Here is a 15892-nt window from a genome sequence, read left to right on the forward strand (position 1 = left end):
GTCAGGCGGTCTTGCGGGGGGCGGCCTTCTTGGCTGGGGCTTTCTTCGCGGGTGCCTTCTTGGCCGCTGCCTTCTTGGCCGGCTCCGCCTTCTTCTCCGCGGCCTTCTTCGCAGGCGCCTTCTTGGCCGGGGCTTTCTTCTCGGCAGCCTTCTTCTCGGCAGCCTTCTTGGCCGGGGCCTTCTTCGCCGCCTTCTGCGCGGATCGCGCCGCTGAGATCGGGGTGGGCTCGGCCCCGGCGCCGGCCGGCGCCTCGCCCCGGGCCGCCCGGGCCCGCTCGACCGACGCCTTCAGCGCGGCCATCAGGTCCACCGCGGCGGCCGGCGCGGCCTCTTCCTCCTCCGGCTGGACCACCTCGCGGCCCTCGATCTTGGCGTCGATGACCTCCTGCAACGCCGCCCGGTAGTCGTCGGTGAAGGCGTCCGGCTCGAACTCGCCGGCCATCGAGTCGATCAGCGAGCTGGCCATCGCCAGCTCCGGGGGGCGTACCTTCAGGTCCTCGTCGAGGAAGCCGAAGTCGGGCTGGCGTACCTCGTCCGGCCAGAGCATCGTGTTGAGCAGCAGCACGCCCTCGCGGACCCGCAGGGTGGCCAGCTGCTCCCGCTGGCGCAGCGCCACCTTGACGATCGCCACCCGCTCCGAGTCGGCCAGCGCGTCGCGCAGCAGCACGTACGGCTTGGCGGCGGAGCTCTCCGGCTCCAGGAAGTACGCCTTGTTGTAGAGGATCGGGTCGACCTGCTCGGCGGGGACGAACTCCAGCACGTCGATCGCGTGCGAGGTGCTCAGCGGCAGCTCGGCGAAGTCCTCGTCGGTGAGGATGACCATCTCGCCGCCGCCGATGTCGTACCCCTTGGCGATGTCGTCGTAGGTGACCTCCTCGCCGCAGACCGAGCAGGTGCGCTTGTAGCGGATGCGGCCGCCGTCATCCCGGTGCACCTGGTGGAAACGGATGTCCTTCTCCTCGGTGGCCGAGTAGACCTTCACCCCGATCGACACCAGGCCGAACGACACCGCTCCTTTCCAGATGGCCCGCATCCCGCGCTCCTCTCCCCGGTTCTGACCAGGATCGCAAATGATCGAACGGCACGCACGTGCTTCGGGGTGCAACTACAGTCAGATGGTGCCCGGCGCGCCGTTGAAGCCGATGCTCGCGATGACCGGGCAGCTCCCGGCCGGTGCCGGCTGGGCGTATGAGTTCAAGTGGGACGGGGTCCGCGCGCTCGCCGACATCTCCCACGGCGACCGCCACTTCTACGCGCGCTCCGGCGTGGAGATCACCACCGCGTACCCGGAGCTGCTCAACCTGGCTGAGCAGGTCGACGACGCGCTGCTGGACGGCGAGGTGGTGCTGTTCAACGAGCTCGGACAGCCCTCGTTCACGGCGCTGGCCGAGCGGATGCACGTACGGAATCCGGCCAAGGCGGCGCGGCTGGCGGCCATCATGCCCGTCACGTACATGATCTTCGACCTGCTCCGGTTGGGCGGCGAGGACCTGACCGGGCGGCCCTACCGCGAGCGGCGCGCGGCGCTGGAGTCGCTTGGGCTCGGCGCCGCCCGCTGGGCGGTGCCGCCCGCCTTCGCCGACGGCCCGGCCACCTACCAGGCGGCCGGCGAGCACGGCTTGGAGGGGGTGATGGCCAAGCGGGTCGAGTCGGCCTACCGGCCCGGGGTGCGCTCGCCCGACTGGGTCAAGGTCAAGCTGGAGGTGACCGGCGACTTCGTGGTCGGCGGCTGGCGGCCCGGCGCGCGCAAGATCGGCGGCCTGCTGGTCGGGGTGCCCCGGCCGGACGGGCGGCTCACCTACCGGGGGCGGGTCGGCGGCGGGATCGGTGCGGCGCTGGAACGGGAACTGCTGCGCGAACTGGAACCGCTGCGCGCCGGCGCGTCGCCGTTCGCCGGGGACGTGCCGCGCGAGGATGCCCGCGGCGCGATCTGGGTAACGCCCCAGGTCGTGGTGGAGGTGAAGTACGGCCAGCGCACGCCCGACGGGCGGCTGCGGTTCCCCCGGCTCCTGCGCCTGCGCCCCGACAAGCCACCGGAGGAGGTCGACGATGCCCGCTGACCGGCTCAGGGTGGACGTCGAGGGACGCGCCCTGGAGCTGTCCAACCTGGACAAGGTCCTCTATCCCAAGGCCGGCTTCACCAAGGGCGAGGTGATCGACTACTACACCCGGATCGCCCCGGTGCTGCTGCCGCACCTGCAGGACCGGGCGCTCACCCGGATCCGCTATCCCAACGGCGTCGACGGCGGCTCGTTCTTCGAGAAGAATGCCCCGGCCGCGACCCCCGACTGGGTACGCACCGAGAACCTGCCCGCCCCCGGGTCGAGCAAGGGCCGGGAGACCATCGACTACGTGGTCGCCGACGACCTGCCCACCCTGGTCTGGCTGGCCAACCTCGCCGCCCTGGAGCTGCACACGCCGCAGTGGAAGATCGGCGAGTACCCGGACATGATGGTGGTCGACCTGGACCCGGGCGCCCCGGCGGCGCTGAAACAGTGCTGCCAGGTGGCCCTGCTGATGCGGGACCGGCTCGCCTCCGACGGGGTCGACAGCTACCCGAAGACCTCGGGGAAGAAGGGAATGCAGCTCTGCTGCCCGATCGCGGGAACGCAATCGTCGGATGACGTGTCCGCTTATGCGAAGCGGATCGCGCAGGAGTTGGAGAAGGCGCACCCGAAGCTGATCGTGTCGAAGATGGCGAAGAACCTGCGGCCGGGCAAGGTCTTCATCGACTGGAGCCAGAACAACGCGGCGAAGACGACGGTGGCGCCGTACTCGCTGCGGGCCCAGGCGGTGCCGTCGGTGTCCACCCCGTTGACCTGGGACGAGGTTTCCGCTGGTGCCTCAGGGAAGCGGCCGTCGATGAAGCCGTACACCGCCGACGAGGTGCTCAAGCGGGTCGCGAAGCAGGGTGACCTGCTGGCTCCGCTGCTCGACGGTGGTCCGGAGTTGCCCGGCTGAGGACGCCCCGCCGAGGTGGGGCGCGGGTGGCTCATGGGATACGCCCGATTAGAGTCGGATCGACTTGGGGAGGGCGACATGACCATGCTCGACGCTATTCGCCGCATCGGCGCGTTTCTCGCCGTCGCGGCGGCGGCATTCACGGCCACGGGGTGCGGGGGAACAGACAGTCCAGGATCCGCCGCCGAATGGGTGGCGCCCGCGACCGCGACGCCCGCGGCGAGCGGACCCGCTCCGCTCAAGAAGATCACCTCCGCTTGCGCGCTGCTCCCCGCCGACGTGGTGGTCGCGGTGCTCGGCAGCTCCAGCGGCACCAAGCTGACCGCCGAGGAACAGCCGGTGGATCAGAAGGACAGCGAACCCACGCGCGGCTGCGCCTACACGGGCAAGGGCCGGGAGGTGATGGCGATCAACGTGCTGGCACTGCGGGACCGGGCCAAGGATGGTGCCAGCGTCGTCGACGGGATCGCGCAGAAGAGTGGCGCGAAGGTCACCCAGCTGGACGGGCTGGGCGACGCGGCGGTGACGTACGTCAGCGAGGGGACGCGGTTCCTCGTGTTCGCCGTGGCCTACGAGTCCGAGCTGCGGGTGGTGCTGTTCACCGGGCCGCCGATCGTCCCCGTGGACAAGTACCAGGAACTCGCCGAACACATCGCCCCGAAACTCTGAGGCCGGGCCCACGACCACGAGGCGTTGACGACCTTCTGGAGCGGGCTGCACGGGCTGGTCACGCTCATGCGCAGCGGCCGGCTCCGGCGGGCCGACCACGAGCGGCGGTTGGCGCTGTTGGTGGACCGGTTCACCCGCTGACCTCCGTCCGGTGGTTAGGGTGGGCGCACCGGCAGACAGGAGTGCCCCGATGGCCGTCCACGCACCCGTCCCCGTACCGGCCGACGTACCGCTGCTCACCTATCACGACGACGCCACCGGCGAGCGCACCGGGCTCACCGCGCAGCAGCTCGGCGACTGGGCGGCCCGCAGCGCCGGGCTGCTGCGGGACGGCTGCGGCCTCGGCCCGGGCAGCCGGGTCGCGGTGCTGCTGCCACCGCACTGGCGTACCGCCGCGATCCTGGTCGGGGCCTGGTCGGTGGGGATGGCGGTCTCGTTCCGGCCCCGGGCCACCGCCGGGCTGCCGGTCCTGGAACCGGGCGGCGAACGGCCGTACGACGCGGTGTTCGTGACCCCGGAACGCCTCGACGACTGGCTGGAGGATGTGCCCGACGGGACGCACCGCTATCTGGTCGGCACCGACCCGGGGCCGCTGGCCGAGGTGCCCGTCGGCTGGCTTGACTGGTCCGCCGAGGTGCTCCGGCACCCCGCCGCTCCGCCCGACTACACCGCCGTGCATCCGTCCGAGCCGGCCACCCCGGACGGCACCAGCTACGGCGCGTGGCGGCGGCTCGCGACGGAGATCGCCGAACAGCTCGACCTGCGGGCCGGCGACCGGCTGCTGGTCGACGCGGCCGAGCACGAGCAGCCGTTGAAGTGGCTGCTCGCCCCGCTGGCCGCCGGCGCGTCGGTGGTCATCTGCGCCAACCTCGACCGGTCCACGCTCGATGCCCGGGTCACCGCCGAGCAGGTCACCCGCGTGCTCTGACGCTGCGGGGACATCCGGCTGGGCAGTGATCGCCTACGATGCCGGAGAAGTGCGGCGAGGAGGGGAGGGGCGGCATGGGCGACTTCACTGTGGACCCGGAGGACGTTCGCACGCATGGGCGAACCCTCGGCACCACGGTCGCTGAGGACTACGCGCTGCAGGCGGACGAGATCGCCCGCGACGGCGTCATCGATCCGCCCGGGTTCGGTATCGCCCTGTCGCCGGCTGAAGCGATCTACATCCAGCGCCTCGAGTTCCTGGTCAAGGACGTGCAGGGCGCGGCGGACGTGTGCCGGCAGATCGGCGCGAAACTCGGCGTCGTCGCGGATCAGTACGAGCGCGCGGAGGACCTGCACGTCAGCGGGTTCGGTGGCAAGCCGGCACCGATGAGCAGCTTCGGCGACGCCTACGGCAGGACGGGCGTGGCCCAGCTGGCCCAGGATCCGGCGGCCCTCGCTGCCGTGGCCGGCTCGATCACGCTGGCGGAGATCGGCGCGGTCCTCGCCGGCATGTCGGCCTGTGCGGCGCTGTGCCCGACGTTCATCATCGGCGTGGCCGGCGCGGTGCTGTTCGTGGCCAACCCGATGGGTATCGCCCAGGCCGGCGCCGATCTGATCCGCCACGGCGACAACCTGCAGAAGGCCCTCAACGTCAACTTCGACAAGATCTGCTCGGCCGCCACCGGCACCTGGAAGGGCCAGGGCAAGGACAGTTTCGTCATCATGGCCACCAAGCTCAAGGCCCACCTGGACGAACTCGGCGCGTACGTCCGCACCCTGGGCGAGGCCCTGCACTCCCTGGAGATCGCCCTCAGCGGCCTGTGGATCGCCCTGGGTGCGATGACCGTACCGTTCCTGATCTGGCTGATCGCCATGCGCGCCGCCGAGCTCGTGCCCGGTGCCGCCGTCGTGCTCGAGCCGATCATCGAGGCCACCGGGGCGGCCGTGGCCGGCTCCGTCACCACCATGGTCGCGGCGGTGACCGCGCTGGGCGGGCTGATCCTGGCGGTCATCAACGGGCTCGCCAAGGACTTCCTGAAGCTGATGGCGCTGCCGGACGACGGCGCCGCGGGCACGCCCGACCTGACCGAGTTCCACGTCGGCGAGAACTTCGCCTGATCCCGCGAAGGAGTCTTCGTGATCGACCCGGACGCGCGACGCCTCATCGAGGGCATGGCTGAGCAGGCGAACCGGTTCGCCGCCAGCATGCAGAACCTCACCGGTGAGGGAGCCGACGACGCGGGGCTGGTGCGGGCGACGTGCGGCGCGAGCGGCCGCCTCGTCGACATCGAGCTGGCCGCGGAGACCCGGCGGATGCAGACCTACGAGCTGCGCGAGGCAATCCTCGCCGCCGTCGGCCGGGCCGCCGACGCGGCCAGCGCCAACCTGGCCGACGTCGTCGGGCAGATGACCCAGGGCGCCGACGCGTACGGCACCGACGCCGTCCGCCAGGCCAAGGAGCAGGTCGCCCAGTACCAGCGGCTCGTCGACGCGCAGCGGGACAAGCTCGAACAGCTACGCGCCAACCTCGGGTGACCATGAGCACTGATGCACCCGAGTTGCGCATGCGCCGGCGGACGCTGCGAGTGCTCGGCACGCTGCGGCCGATCAAGGCCGGCTACCAGGCGCGCCCGGTGACCGTCGCGGGCCTGGTCGGCCTGGTTGTCGCCGGGGTCGTGGTCCTGCTCGTGACCGCGCCGCTGGCCCAGCAGGTGTCGTGGCTGCCGTTCGTCGCCGTGCCCGCCGTGGTGGTGGGTGGCCCCGTGATCCACCTGATGGTCACTGCCGGCGCCGCCGCCTGGTACGGCTACGGCGCCGGGTACCCGATGCTCTCCATCGCCGACGGGGAGATCCGCGGCCGGCTGCGCGGCGTGTGGGCTGACGAACTGGCCGGCGCCGACCCCGAGGACCCGGACTGGTGGGACGTACGACTGCCGGCCCGTGCGCTCACCGGCGTCCGGGTGGAACGCGATCGCCCCGGCAGCCCGATCCTCGTCCTCGACGTGCCGCCGTCGGTGGCGGAAGCGCTGACCGCGCACGACGACACCCGCAAGCTGGCCGAACACTGGCGCAGCCGGGTGAACAGCCCGGCCGCTTGGCAGGTCGGCCTCTACGAGGGACGGTTCCGCCGCGAGCGCCGCTTGCGGATGCTGCTGGAGGCGCTGGCCGCCGCAGGTGCCCCGCGACCCTGAGGCGCGGCCGGCAGGAGGAGTGCACGGACGTGCTGATCTGGCAGGAATTCGGCGAGGAAGATCTCCCGGCGCTGGCGGGGCTGGCCGAGGCCTGCCTCGCCGTGGACGGTGGGCTGCCGCTGTTCGGCCAGCCGCCGCTGCTGCGGGCGCGGCTGCTCCAGACCCGTACCCTCGCCGCCTGGCACGACGGGGAGCCGGTCGCGGCCGTCGGCGTCGGCACCGGACGTACGCCGGCCACCGCCACCGGCCTGGTGCATCCGGCCTGGCGGGGCCAGGGGATTGGCGCCCGGCTGCTGAGCTGGGCGGACGAGCAGGCCGGCGACGCGGACCTGCTGGTCACCACCGAGACGTGGAGCGCCGACGCGGAGACCCTGTTCGCCGGGCGCGGCTTCGAGCGGACCTTCCTGGAGTGGGTGCTCCGGCATGACCTCGACGCCCTCCCCGAGGTGCCGGCCGCCGACGGGGTGCGGCTTGAGCCGGCGGCGCTCGGCCCCGAGCTGTTCGGCACCTACCGCGCGTCCTTCGCCGACCGCCCCGGCTTCGTCGAGCCGGCGGCCGAGGACTGGCTGGGTGAGCTGCGGGAGGACGACGGGTACCGGCCGGACCTGTCGCTGATCGCGCGCGGTCCCGACGGAACGGCGGTCGGCTTCCTCAACGTCATCGAGAACTGGATCGACCAGGTCGGCGTCGTGCCCAAGTGGCGGGGACGACGGGTCGGGGCGTACCTGGTGGCGACCGCGCTGTGGTCGCTGGCCGGCGACGGTGCCCGGGAGGCGTGGCTCTGCGTCAACGACAACAACCCGGCCGCCGCCCTGTACCGGCGGCTCGGCTTCTGCGACGCCGGCCGCCGCGCCCGCTACCTGCGCCGCCGCCCGTGACCAACGCCGCCGGCGGCCCGGTGCTCGCCGGTCGGGCCGCCGACTGCGCCTGGTGCGCTCACTGAAAGAGCCGGCCGGGCCTTCTGGAGCGGCTCGGCTTGGTGATCAGGGAATTCTTGCGCCTTCGGCGCACCATGATCGTGTTTGCCCTGCGCTTCAACCTGGTGAGGAATCTGTCCCTCATCGCGTGCCTCTCTTCTCTCGTACGTCTCTTCTCTCGTACGTCGGATCGGAGACGGCCCCGGTGCAACGGGACGGCGTGACAGCGGCGCCGGGTCTACCCGGCCTGATCCTTCGCGTGTCGTAGCCCGCGTACCCGATGGGCCAGCGGTCATTCGCCAGCGCGGGCGTCTGGGGTGCCCGGCTGCCTTCAGCGGCGGGTGAGCCACGGCGCGCGGCGCGAACAGGGCGAGGTGTGGTCCACCGGCAGCGCACACCGCCCACCGCCGTCGGGCAGCGGCCGGTCGCAAAAGACCCAATGGCGTACGCACTGCTCGTCCTCGGCCGAGACGGTCACCCCACCCGGCTCGACCCGGGCGCTGAGCTGGGCCAACACCCGAGCGGCGGTACGCGCGAAAATCCGGGCGCGATGCAGATCGGGCGCGGTGACCGGCAGGTGGATCACCCAGCGGTCCGTCATCGGTAGTGGCGGTTCGCCGACTGGGCGCTCTGCCAGGCGCGCAGGGCATTCTTGATGCGTACGTTCTCCTCCTGCACCGCGACCAGGGCGGTCTGCGCGACGGCCAGCTCGTCGGCGACGCGGTGCAGGAAGGTGCGGATCTCGACCGGATCGAGGCCGCGCCGGCGGACGTTGAAGCAGCGGTCCCGCACCTGCCAGGGGCGCAGCGGGGTGTGGTTCATCGGCGTTTTGTGAATTGGCGCTGGCTGCGGTGCAGGGGGCCGGCGGGTCAGCCGGCGGAGCAGGTTGCGCACGAGGTGACCGCCCTTCGTGGAGGCCGCGGATTCGTGGGGAAAGGGCGGCCTCCGCCGGTTGCGCGTTGGCGGAGGCCGCCCTACCGCGCTGGGGGAGCGCGGAGGGTGTGAGGTCTCGACGGCGATGCGAGACCGGTACGAGAGGCGCCAACCGACCGCAGCAGCACCGCATCACCGGGAGTGACGGTACCGATGCGGCGTCACTTACGTCAAGTACCTCGCCACCCTCTTATGCCTAACCATCATCACTATCAGCTATGTCACCACCATCACCTCTTTCAGTAGGTGCATTGCCTACTTCGAGGGGTCGATCGATACTGGGTGGGCCAACCGACTGCAAGGGGCCGCATCGTGCCTATTCCGCCCACCATGGACGAACTGCTGGACGACCTGCGAAGGAAGATCAAGGACGGGACGTATCCGCCGGGGAGCCAGCTGCCCGCAGGCCGCGTGCTCGCCGATTCTTACGACGTCTCGCACTCGACGATTCAGCGCGCGATCGCGACGTTGCGAGAGCAGGGTGTGCTGGTTGGCCGTCCAGGTCGCGGCGTCTTCGTCGCAGAGTCCACTCGGGGCTAACCCGCGCAATCAGGTAGCTGGCCGTGGCATGGCGCGTACCGCCGGGGCCAGCGTGAATCATGCCTCATGACAGGGCGCGACGGACGTCCGCCAGTTCTTAGAACGGACTGCCGGCAGGGCGGCTCAAAGTTTCTGTACTTCTTCTTCAAGGCGGCCCTTGACGGGCCGCACGCGCCGCCGCCTGGGCGCGCGCCGGCCGCTGCCGCTGTCGCTCTGCGGCCGTCACGCCTGATGCCCGGCGGCTGGCGCGGAGAGCGGGAAGCCCGGAGGGCCGCCGCAGAACGACAGGCCGCTGACCGGGGAACTGGTGGGCCGGCAGCCGGCCAGGGCGCGGCGGCCGTCGCACCGCCGCGCCGTCAGGCGAGTCACCCCCGGCCGTGGTGGGGACACGGAGTGTGCGGGGCCGCCCCTCCAAGGTCAAGGGCGCTTCGCGTCGCTGACGCGACGGCCCTACGGGCCGCCCTTGACCCCGGAGCCTCTGCGACCCCTCGGGCCGGCAGTCGCCGGCAGGCCAGGGGCCTGCCCGGAGTGCACGCGCCGCATCCCCACCACGGCCTCGTCGCGTACGTCGCCGCGCTGGCCGCTGAACAAGTCAAGGTGCGCTTGACGCCTGGTAGCGCATAGGATCTCTGGCCACCGGGCTCTCATTGGAGGTCGCCATCAACGGCTGGGCTATTGCTCTGTTCGGATACATAGCTGTTGCGATAGCCACGTTGTATCCGGCGTTACGAACGCTGTTCGGAATGGTGAGCCTCAACCCAGGTGGGCCGTCATTTGCGGATTCTGCCCACTTCGGCGATGAGGCTAAAAAGCGGCTCTCTCAAAACTTCGAGCGAATTCACGGAACTCTTGTCTTCTGGAAGACTCAGGCTGAGCGATATCGCAGATTCCATATGTATTCGCTTGTATGGGTAACGGTATCGACAGTTAGTCTACCCATCTTGGCGCAAGCAATAACGCCCGACCCGTGGTCGAAGACGCTAGTCACGGTTGTGGCTGCCCATGCTGCCCTCACTTTGGGTCTCAGTCGAGGCTTTAGGGTGGAGGCAAACTACAAAGCATTTCGCAGTGGCGAGTCGGATTTTTACGACCTGTATCGGCGGATGCTCGACCGCCCAGAAGTCTTTGGTGCCACCGAAGACGAACAGGTCAAAAAATATATTGAGCAGGTAGAGATGGTGCGGCGTGTAGTCCGAACCGCCGAAACCGATAACCTGCCATCTATTGAGGAAGTGGCTCAAGCGGGCCCTGCGCCGGCTCCCCGTCAGCCCTCAATCTCTAGGTGACCGTGCCCGATGCCTGTAACGCGATTCCAGGGCTGGGTGACCAACTGAGTGACGACCGAGGCGGCCGACGCTGGACGCTCACGGACGATGGTGGACTGCGGCAGCTCGGCCCGGATACTCGGCCAGCTCATCGACGGCTGATCATTCTTTCGGGACGAGGGGGGCAAGCTCCGCCGGCCGACGGAGCTTGACATCCATAGCAGCATCGGGATGGTGAAGGGGCGCTGGGTTGCCTCAGCGCAGCCCTTCGTATCGGGCTGATCGATTCTTGCGCTCCTGGGCCGCCTTATTGCGCACCCAGTTCTTCATCTCCGCCGCGAGTGCTGATGTCCGTTGATTGGTGACGTCTGGACGCCGCTTCTTTCCTTCCAGTACGGCGTCGCAGTACTCCGGCCCATGAACATCGCACCAGCTCGTCGTCAGGCGTTTGCCCTCACGGTCGCCGTCACCCTCCGGAATCTTCTCGATCGTGATGTCAGACCAGAGGTTGGGGCTTGGGTTGCTACAGGAGCAGGTGACGGCCAGGAAGTCGTTATCGGATATCCAATCCCAGACTGCCCCCGTCACAACCATTTGGTGACGGTCGGCCTGCTGGGCGGCCTTGGCGGCATAGTTGACAGCTCGTCCGGCCCAGACCGGCTCCTGATGCTCGGTGCGAGGCACGCCTACGCGCTTTACCAGTAGAGGGCTGCTTCCTAAACCGACCTTTAGGCCAGTTTCCGGCAGACAGTCCCACTTGTTCTCCAAACGGGGAACCAAGTGTTTGAAGCTGAAGGTCTTTATGGTGATCCCAGCGCAAACCGCCCGCTCCCTTCGCTTATCGCCCCAGAAAAGTGCGAAAGCTCCATCGCCCTGGATTGCGACGAAATTCGCATCGAACTCGTCGAAGATCTGGACCACGCCGCCCGTGGCGGCTTCATAGATGCTGGCGGTTGAAGCGGCATGTTTGTTCAGGCCAAGCTGAGTGGAGCTCTTGAGGTCAGCTACCACCGCTACGGCATCCCTCAGCTTGTGCCACTTTCGGGCCTCGATCGGGAGCTTCGATATGTCTAGCTCATGCCCTTTGTCAACAACCTCCGGCTTAGAGGCTAGTTCGGTAGCGACATCTCCATCGACGTCGGCGAGGAGTGCTTTGAGATCCACTTCAGTCACGGGCCCTCCTAAAGGCTGGCCGCCACAGTAGTGGGGCGATACGACAACCCATCCAGTTGATCAAGGGAAAGCTAGAGGGGTGATCTGGGTGCGGCAGGTGTGTACGGTGTCGGAGCGTGACGGTGGACAACGGTTGGAAAGCGCTCGGCCAAGTTAACGAGTGGATCCGATTTGCAGACGCCAAGGCGGCAGCCGTGCTGGCTGCTTCTGGTGTCCTGGGCGGCCTGCTCGTCAAGAGGATTCCTCGGCTGGCTGACTTCAAGGATGAGCCCGTGTACGCCGGCCTGCTCGTCGTCGCCATCGTCTGCGTGGGTGGCGCTGCCCTGATTGCATCGCGCATTCTGGCTCCAAGACTGCGAACCGGTGAGGCTCGCTCTCTGATCTACTTCGATCATGTGGCGCGCCGGTACGGCGGCGACCAGAGAAGCTATGTGGACACGTTTACTGCGCTGACGAGGGACGAAGGGCGATTTGAGCGACACCTCGCGGAGCAGGTGTGGGCTAACAGCATGGTCGCCAGAGCCAAGTTTCGGCGAGTAGCTATCGCCATCTACCTGCTCGGTGCTGCGATGCTTTCGTCTGGAACCGCTGTGCTTGTCTACCGACTCTGAATGTTGCTGAGCGGAGTCCGCGCCGGCCCAAGGCCGAAGGCGCGCTCAGGTGACAGTCCAACGGGAGGTAACGCGGCGAGGTGCCGCCAGCGGCTGCGCCGACGGTCGGATTTACGACACTTAATGTTGAAGCGGTCTCATCTCGATCGCTCCGGAGGAGCGGAAATCCCTTCGAGGAGGCGTCGAGGCATGAGCCAAACGTTCCTGCGCATCTTCCACTGTCCGCCACCTTCCGCTAGCGTGACGCTACCTTCGGTAGCCGTGGGGAGGGCTGATGGCCGGGGCTGACTTCTTCGCGTCCAGAAAATCGGCAGCAGTCTTCAAGCACGGGATCTTGAGCCGATACCCAGTGGTGTTCGCATCGAAGACCGGCCGCAGCGTGGAAGGTAACCGTGTTGTCTTCCTCGACGGCTACGCGGGGCGCGGAGAGTACGAGGACGGGCAGCCGGGTTCGCCGCTGCTCCTGTCGCGGTGTGCCGAGTTCGTGAAGGGCTACCGCAGTGTGTTGGGATTCTTCGTCGAGCAGAACCCGGACAGCTTCACCAACTTGAAGCGGGTGCTCGATGAGAAGGGCGGCGATGCCGAGCGCATCGTTCGCCGCGGCTCGCTTGATGACCATCTGCCAGAACTCCTAAAGCGGGCCCAGGGCGCGTCCCTGTTTGCCTTCCTCGACCCGTTTGGTCCGGCACTCGACTTCGATCTGCTCAAGGCTGCTCTGCTGGGCAGGCCGTCGTGGCCACCCACTGAGGTGCTGCTGCACTTCAGCGTGCTAAGTGTCGCCCGGATGGGCCGGGCCGTGCATCTGGCTCGTTCCAGGCGCGGAGAGTTGTCGCCCGCCGACCAGAAGACTGCCGGTCGGCTCGACCGCTTCCTAGGGGGCGACTGGTGGCAGGACCACTTCGCCCACGTGCGTGACGAAGGAGACGAGCAACGCGCGACTGAGATCGCGTTGGAGGTCTGCGACACCTACGAGAAGCTCCTGACGGCCGGCACTAGTTACCGAGCGGTCAAGATGCCGGTACGGCCTAGGCCCGATTTGCTGCCAAAGTACGTGCTAGCGCTGTTCACCGCGAGCAACGAGGGAGCTTGGCACTTCGCGGACTCCCTGGGCAAGGCGGGCGTGGAGTGGTCGGTGGCTTGGCAGACGGATCTCCTCCGCAAGGGCGAGAGGTACGGTCAGGGCTCGCTGTTCGGCGACGATGAGTTGCCGACCGCCGAGAGCCAGAGCAGGACCCATGGCCCGGAGTGGACGAGGATCATCGCAGCGAACCTCCAACGCCTGCTCGACGAGCTGGGACCGTTCTGTCCAGCCGACCGCGTACCGGAGGTCTACGGCACCACACTAGGCCAGGCAAGCACCCCTCACGTGCGGGCCGCCGTGAAGCTGCTAAGCGGAACGTCTGTGGCCAACACCGGCAAAGGGGACTTCTGGAAGGAGCAGTTGCGGCGCCCGTAGGGGCTGTAAGCCCCTTCTTCGTTGGGCTGCTTCTACCCGATCGAGGTAAGTTCCCGTGCTGCTGGCATCTCGTCCCATGTCCGGCCATCCAGCTCTCGACCGCCGGCCTTTGGCGTTCTGCCGCCCCACTGCTTGAAGAAGAAGGCCGTCCCGCCGGCGGCACACTGGTCGCGCAAGGACCGAACCCAGTGGGGATCGACCGGCCGGCAACCGTGGCCAGACTCACCACCGGCAATCAGCCAGTCAATGCCGTCGAGGTTCAGGTCGTCCAGCGGGCCGAGTAGCGGCTCAGCGGAGACGAACCGAACGGCGGCGGGCACCTGGCGGAGGTGATCGATGCGTTCCGTCTGTTCATCGTCCTCGACGGAGACGCCCATCCAGACATTGGCCGGCCAGGTCAGGCGGGGAGCGACCTTGGCTAGCCTTGCCGCTCGCTTTGTGAGTACCTGGTAGGTGTGCTGTGGAGTTGCCGCCATGACCTCGAAGACCTGCTCGACGAACCCGAAGGGAACCTTCGCGTGGAACAGGTCGCTCATCGAGTTGACGAACACGACCCGGGGCTCTCGCCACCTCAGAGGCAGCGTCAGCTCAGCGGGGTGCACCGCAACTCCGAAGCCCGGTCCGGAGGTACGCGGGTCGCCGTCTGTCTGGTACTTGGCGGAGCCCATGGCCTTCAACCGCTTCGCCAAGGTCAGCGCGTAGCAGTGATCGCAGCCGCGCGAGATGCGGTCGCAACCAGTTGTCGGGTTCCATGTGGCTTCGGTCCACTCGATGGAGCTCTTGTCTGCCATCACCACTCTCCCCGGCCGGTTGGAACGATTCTGTCGAACGTGCGTACTGATTGAAAGGCGCGGAGGCGATCTTTCTTGGAGGCTAGGCAAGAAGTGCGGAGGTTGCCCATGCTTCGCTCGATCAACGCGTAGGGGGCAGCATGAGACTCGGCTAGGCCCGCCGCCCAGGCCGTTGCAGGCTGAATGCTGGCGACCAACGAAGACCGTCGGTGACAACGTTTGCCCAGATAACGAGGTGTGAACCGACCGGCCACCAGGCCGTCGTCAGCCCGCTTGCCTGTAGTTCGTGAACTGATGAGGCTTCCACACGTCTCGTTGCTGTTGCTCATCATGTCTGGTCCAGGCCAGGAACGCCGATCCTGTCGCGTTGCAGCCGACGGCGTAGACAGTGGCCAGGACGCCAGAGGCGATCTTCCGAGCTGCTTCACCCATGGTCACCCTCTTCTTCGCTTCTCCCGCCGAACAGATGCGGCTTCTGCGGCCGCCCATCAGGTGCTTCAGCAGGGGAGCGAGGAAGGTCAGAAGACCAACGACTGCGAACGTGAGGCCCGATTCGAACAGGCCGCCAGACCCAGACCAGACAGGACGAGGACCGAGTAAGAGACTATCAGCAGGTCATTGCAGCGGTGGTTCCTGGACCGGCAAGCCAACCTGTTCGGCACCGATCAGCACGTCTCGGCGAAGGGTGTCCGGCTCCCGCCAGCGGGGATCGGTCTGGGTTGTCAACAGCAACGCTAACAGCAACGACGCCGGACGGCAGCACGCTGACGAGCGCTGGCACGGACGACGCTCCGAGCGTGCAGCCGTTGCCGGATGCGTGCGAACGCGACGCACAGAGCTTGTAAGCGAGTGGTCAGGCTAGGGAGCGTGCCATCCCCAGGGGAGGACCCGGATATGCCAAACGCCGACCCACCCGTGAAGGGCGGGCCGGCGTTTAGGTGTCGTCAGCAGTAGGTGTAGCTGCCGCTGCTGCCCCAGGAGCAGGAGTCGATCGCGGTGCCGGCGGAGTTGCGCAGGTAGGCGGCGTCGCCGGTGTTGTTCCAGACGTAGGCGGAGCGGCCCCAGTAGCGGTGGTAGGTGGTGTTGGTGCCCTTGCCAGTGTGGATGTACACGTTGTAGCCGGGCTTGAGGTAGAAGTTGCTGCTGAACTTGTAGACGTGGCTGGACTTGTCGCGCAGGGTCCAGTACTTGAGGTTGATGGTGTAGCTACGCTTGTTGGTCAGCCGGATGTACTCGCCGTTGAGGCTGGTGTTCGACCCCGTGTCGCTGCCCGGCGAGTTGTAGTAGGCGAGCGTGATCATGACCTGCGGGGTAGCGGCCTGCGCCGGAGCGGCGACGGCCAGCGATCCGCCGACGGCAATGGCGAGCGCCGAGACGAACCCGATCAGCCTCTTCTTCAAGTGGTCCCCCTTGGTTGGACATAGACGCCGGCGTGAACCCGTCACCGAACAGATGTT

The 15892-nt window shown here is 67.9% G+C and carries 19 protein-coding genes; 13 read left to right on the forward strand and 6 right to left on the reverse strand.

All coding sequences use genetic code 11. The features are described from left to right. Position 1: 1 nt before the first annotated feature. Positions 2 to 1033: a non-homologous end joining protein Ku gene (gene ku, locus ONA70_RS15205; RefSeq protein ID WP_265007074.1), complete on the reverse strand. Its 1032-nt coding sequence runs from the start codon at positions 1031 to 1033 to the stop codon at positions 2 to 4. Positions 1034 to 1118: 85 nt separating this feature from the next. On the opposite strand from ku, the gene ligD (ONA70_RS15210) reads away from it, so the two are divergent. The 9 genes from ligD (ONA70_RS15210) (at position 1119) to ONA70_RS15250 (ending at position 7627) form a co-directional block, all read left to right on the forward strand. Continuing rightward, the gene (ligD, locus tag ONA70_RS15210) at positions 1119 to 2060 is read left to right on the forward strand and encodes a non-homologous end-joining DNA ligase (protein WP_265007075.1); all 942 of its coding nucleotides are present in this window, start codon (positions 1119 to 1121) and stop codon (positions 2058 to 2060) included. Beyond that, complete coding sequence (gene ligD, locus ONA70_RS15215; protein ID WP_265007076.1) at positions 2050 to 2961, forward strand: non-homologous end-joining DNA ligase; 912 nt, start codon at positions 2050 to 2052, stop codon at positions 2959 to 2961. Before ligD (ONA70_RS15210) ends, ligD (ONA70_RS15215) begins: the two co-directional genes overlap by 11 nt. A 78-nt stretch (positions 2962 to 3039) precedes the next feature. Continuing rightward, complete coding sequence (locus ONA70_RS15220) at positions 3040 to 3630, forward strand: hypothetical protein (RefSeq protein ID WP_265007077.1); 591 nt, start codon at positions 3040 to 3042, stop codon at positions 3628 to 3630. A 24-nt stretch (positions 3631 to 3654) separates the two neighbouring features. After that, complete coding sequence (locus ONA70_RS15225; protein ID WP_265007078.1) at positions 3655 to 3771, forward strand: TetR-like C-terminal domain-containing protein; 117 nt, start codon at positions 3655 to 3657, stop codon at positions 3769 to 3771. A 49-nt stretch (positions 3772 to 3820) separates the two neighbouring features. Continuing rightward, positions 3821 to 4558: a TIGR03089 family protein gene (locus tag ONA70_RS15230; RefSeq protein WP_265007079.1), complete on the forward strand. Its 738-nt coding sequence runs from the start codon at positions 3821 to 3823 to the stop codon at positions 4556 to 4558. A gap of 74 nt (positions 4559 to 4632) precedes the next feature. Next, positions 4633 to 5676, forward strand: coding sequence for a hypothetical protein (locus ONA70_RS15235; protein ID WP_265007080.1), 1044 nt, complete (start codon positions 4633 to 4635; stop codon positions 5674 to 5676). A gap of 18 nt (positions 5677 to 5694) precedes the next feature. Further along, complete coding sequence (locus ONA70_RS15240) at positions 5695 to 6093, forward strand: YbaB/EbfC family nucleoid-associated protein (RefSeq protein WP_265007081.1); 399 nt, start codon at positions 5695 to 5697, stop codon at positions 6091 to 6093. Positions 6094 to 6095: 2 nt separating this feature from the next. Continuing rightward, positions 6096 to 6749 carry a hypothetical protein gene (locus ONA70_RS15245; protein WP_265007082.1) on the forward strand — a complete coding sequence of 218 codons (654 nt, stop codon included), beginning with the start codon at positions 6096 to 6098 and terminating at the stop codon, positions 6747 to 6749. Positions 6750 to 6778: 29 nt separating this feature from the next. Then, the gene (locus ONA70_RS15250) at positions 6779 to 7627 is read left to right on the forward strand and encodes a GNAT family N-acetyltransferase (RefSeq protein WP_265007083.1); all 849 of its coding nucleotides are present in this window, start codon (positions 6779 to 6781) and stop codon (positions 7625 to 7627) included. Between the two features lie 370 nt (positions 7628 to 7997). Here ONA70_RS15250 and ONA70_RS15255 read toward each other — a convergent pair whose 3' ends face one another. After that, a complete protein-coding gene (locus ONA70_RS15255; protein WP_265007084.1) occupies positions 7998 to 8267 on the reverse strand; it encodes a hypothetical protein in 270 nt (89 codons plus the stop codon). Next, the gene (locus ONA70_RS15260; protein WP_265007085.1) at positions 8264 to 8560 is read right to left on the reverse strand and encodes a DivIVA domain-containing protein; all 297 of its coding nucleotides are present in this window, start codon (positions 8558 to 8560) and stop codon (positions 8264 to 8266) included. Before ONA70_RS15260 ends, ONA70_RS15255 begins: the two co-directional genes overlap by 4 nt. A gap of 369 nt (positions 8561 to 8929) precedes the next feature. Between ONA70_RS15260 and ONA70_RS15265 the strand changes: the two genes are divergently transcribed. Further along, the gene (locus ONA70_RS15265) at positions 8930 to 9139 is read left to right on the forward strand and encodes a winged helix-turn-helix domain-containing protein (protein WP_265007086.1); all 210 of its coding nucleotides are present in this window, start codon (positions 8930 to 8932) and stop codon (positions 9137 to 9139) included. Positions 9140 to 9786: 647 nt separating this feature from the next. After that, positions 9787 to 10425 carry a hypothetical protein gene (locus tag ONA70_RS15270; protein ID WP_265007087.1) on the forward strand — a complete coding sequence of 213 codons (639 nt, stop codon included), beginning with the start codon at positions 9787 to 9789 and terminating at the stop codon, positions 10423 to 10425. A gap of 234 nt (positions 10426 to 10659) precedes the next feature. Here ONA70_RS15270 and ONA70_RS15275 read toward each other — a convergent pair whose 3' ends face one another. Continuing rightward, entirely contained in the window at positions 10660 to 11577 is a 918-nt protein-coding gene (locus tag ONA70_RS15275) for a hypothetical protein (RefSeq protein WP_265007088.1), read from the reverse strand. A gap of 116 nt (positions 11578 to 11693) precedes the next feature. On the opposite strand from ONA70_RS15275, the gene ONA70_RS15280 reads away from it, so the two are divergent. After that, a complete protein-coding gene (locus ONA70_RS15280; protein ID WP_265007089.1) occupies positions 11694 to 12188 on the forward strand; it encodes a Pycsar system effector family protein in 495 nt (164 codons plus the stop codon). Between the two features lie 274 nt (positions 12189 to 12462). After that, positions 12463 to 13644: a three-Cys-motif partner protein TcmP gene (gene tcmP / locus ONA70_RS15285; protein ID WP_265007090.1), complete on the forward strand. Its 1182-nt coding sequence runs from the start codon at positions 12463 to 12465 to the stop codon at positions 13642 to 13644. Between the two features lie 32 nt (positions 13645 to 13676). Here the strand turns inward: tcmP and ONA70_RS15290 are convergent, their stop codons facing one another. Next, entirely contained in the window at positions 13677 to 14435 is a 759-nt protein-coding gene (locus tag ONA70_RS15290) for a DUF5131 family protein (protein ID WP_265007091.1), read from the reverse strand. A 944-nt stretch (positions 14436 to 15379) separates the two neighbouring features. Beyond that, positions 15380 to 15835: a lamin tail domain-containing protein gene (locus tag ONA70_RS15295; RefSeq protein WP_265007092.1), complete on the reverse strand. Its 456-nt coding sequence runs from the start codon at positions 15833 to 15835 to the stop codon at positions 15380 to 15382. Positions 15836 to 15892 lie beyond the last annotated feature (57 nt).

Source organism: Micromonospora yasonensis (genome assembly GCF_026013475.1).
Classification (GTDB): Bacteria; Actinomycetota; Actinomycetes; order Mycobacteriales; family Micromonosporaceae; genus Micromonospora; species Micromonospora yasonensis.

Coding starts and splice junctions, on each gene's coding strand:
- ONA70_RS15235 (WP_265007080.1), top strand. CDS start 4,633: ATGGGCGACTTCACTGTGGACCCGGAGGACGTTCGCACGCATGGGCGA.
- ONA70_RS15245 (WP_265007082.1), top strand. CDS start 6,096: ATGAGCACTGATGCACCCGAGTTGCGCATGCGCCGGCGGACGCTGCGA.
- ligD (WP_265007076.1), top strand. CDS start 2,050: ATGCCCGCTGACCGGCTCAGGGTGGACGTCGAGGGACGCGCCCTGGAG.
- ONA70_RS15265 (WP_265007086.1), top strand. CDS start 8,930: ATGGACGAACTGCTGGACGACCTGCGAAGGAAGATCAAGGACGGGACG.
- ONA70_RS15220 (WP_265007077.1), top strand. CDS start 3,040: ATGACCATGCTCGACGCTATTCGCCGCATCGGCGCGTTTCTCGCCGTC.
- ku (WP_265007074.1), bottom strand. CDS start 1,033: ATGCGGGCCATCTGGAAAGGAGCGGTGTCGTTCGGCCTGGTGTCGATC.
- ONA70_RS15230 (WP_265007079.1), top strand. CDS start 3,821: ATGGCCGTCCACGCACCCGTCCCCGTACCGGCCGACGTACCGCTGCTC.
- tcmP (WP_265007090.1), top strand. CDS start 12,463: ATGGCCGGGGCTGACTTCTTCGCGTCCAGAAAATCGGCAGCAGTCTTC.
- ONA70_RS15290 (WP_265007091.1), bottom strand. CDS start 14,435: ATGGCAGACAAGAGCTCCATCGAGTGGACCGAAGCCACATGGAACCCG.
- ONA70_RS15255 (WP_265007084.1), bottom strand. CDS start 8,267: ATGACGGACCGCTGGGTGATCCACCTGCCGGTCACCGCGCCCGATCTG.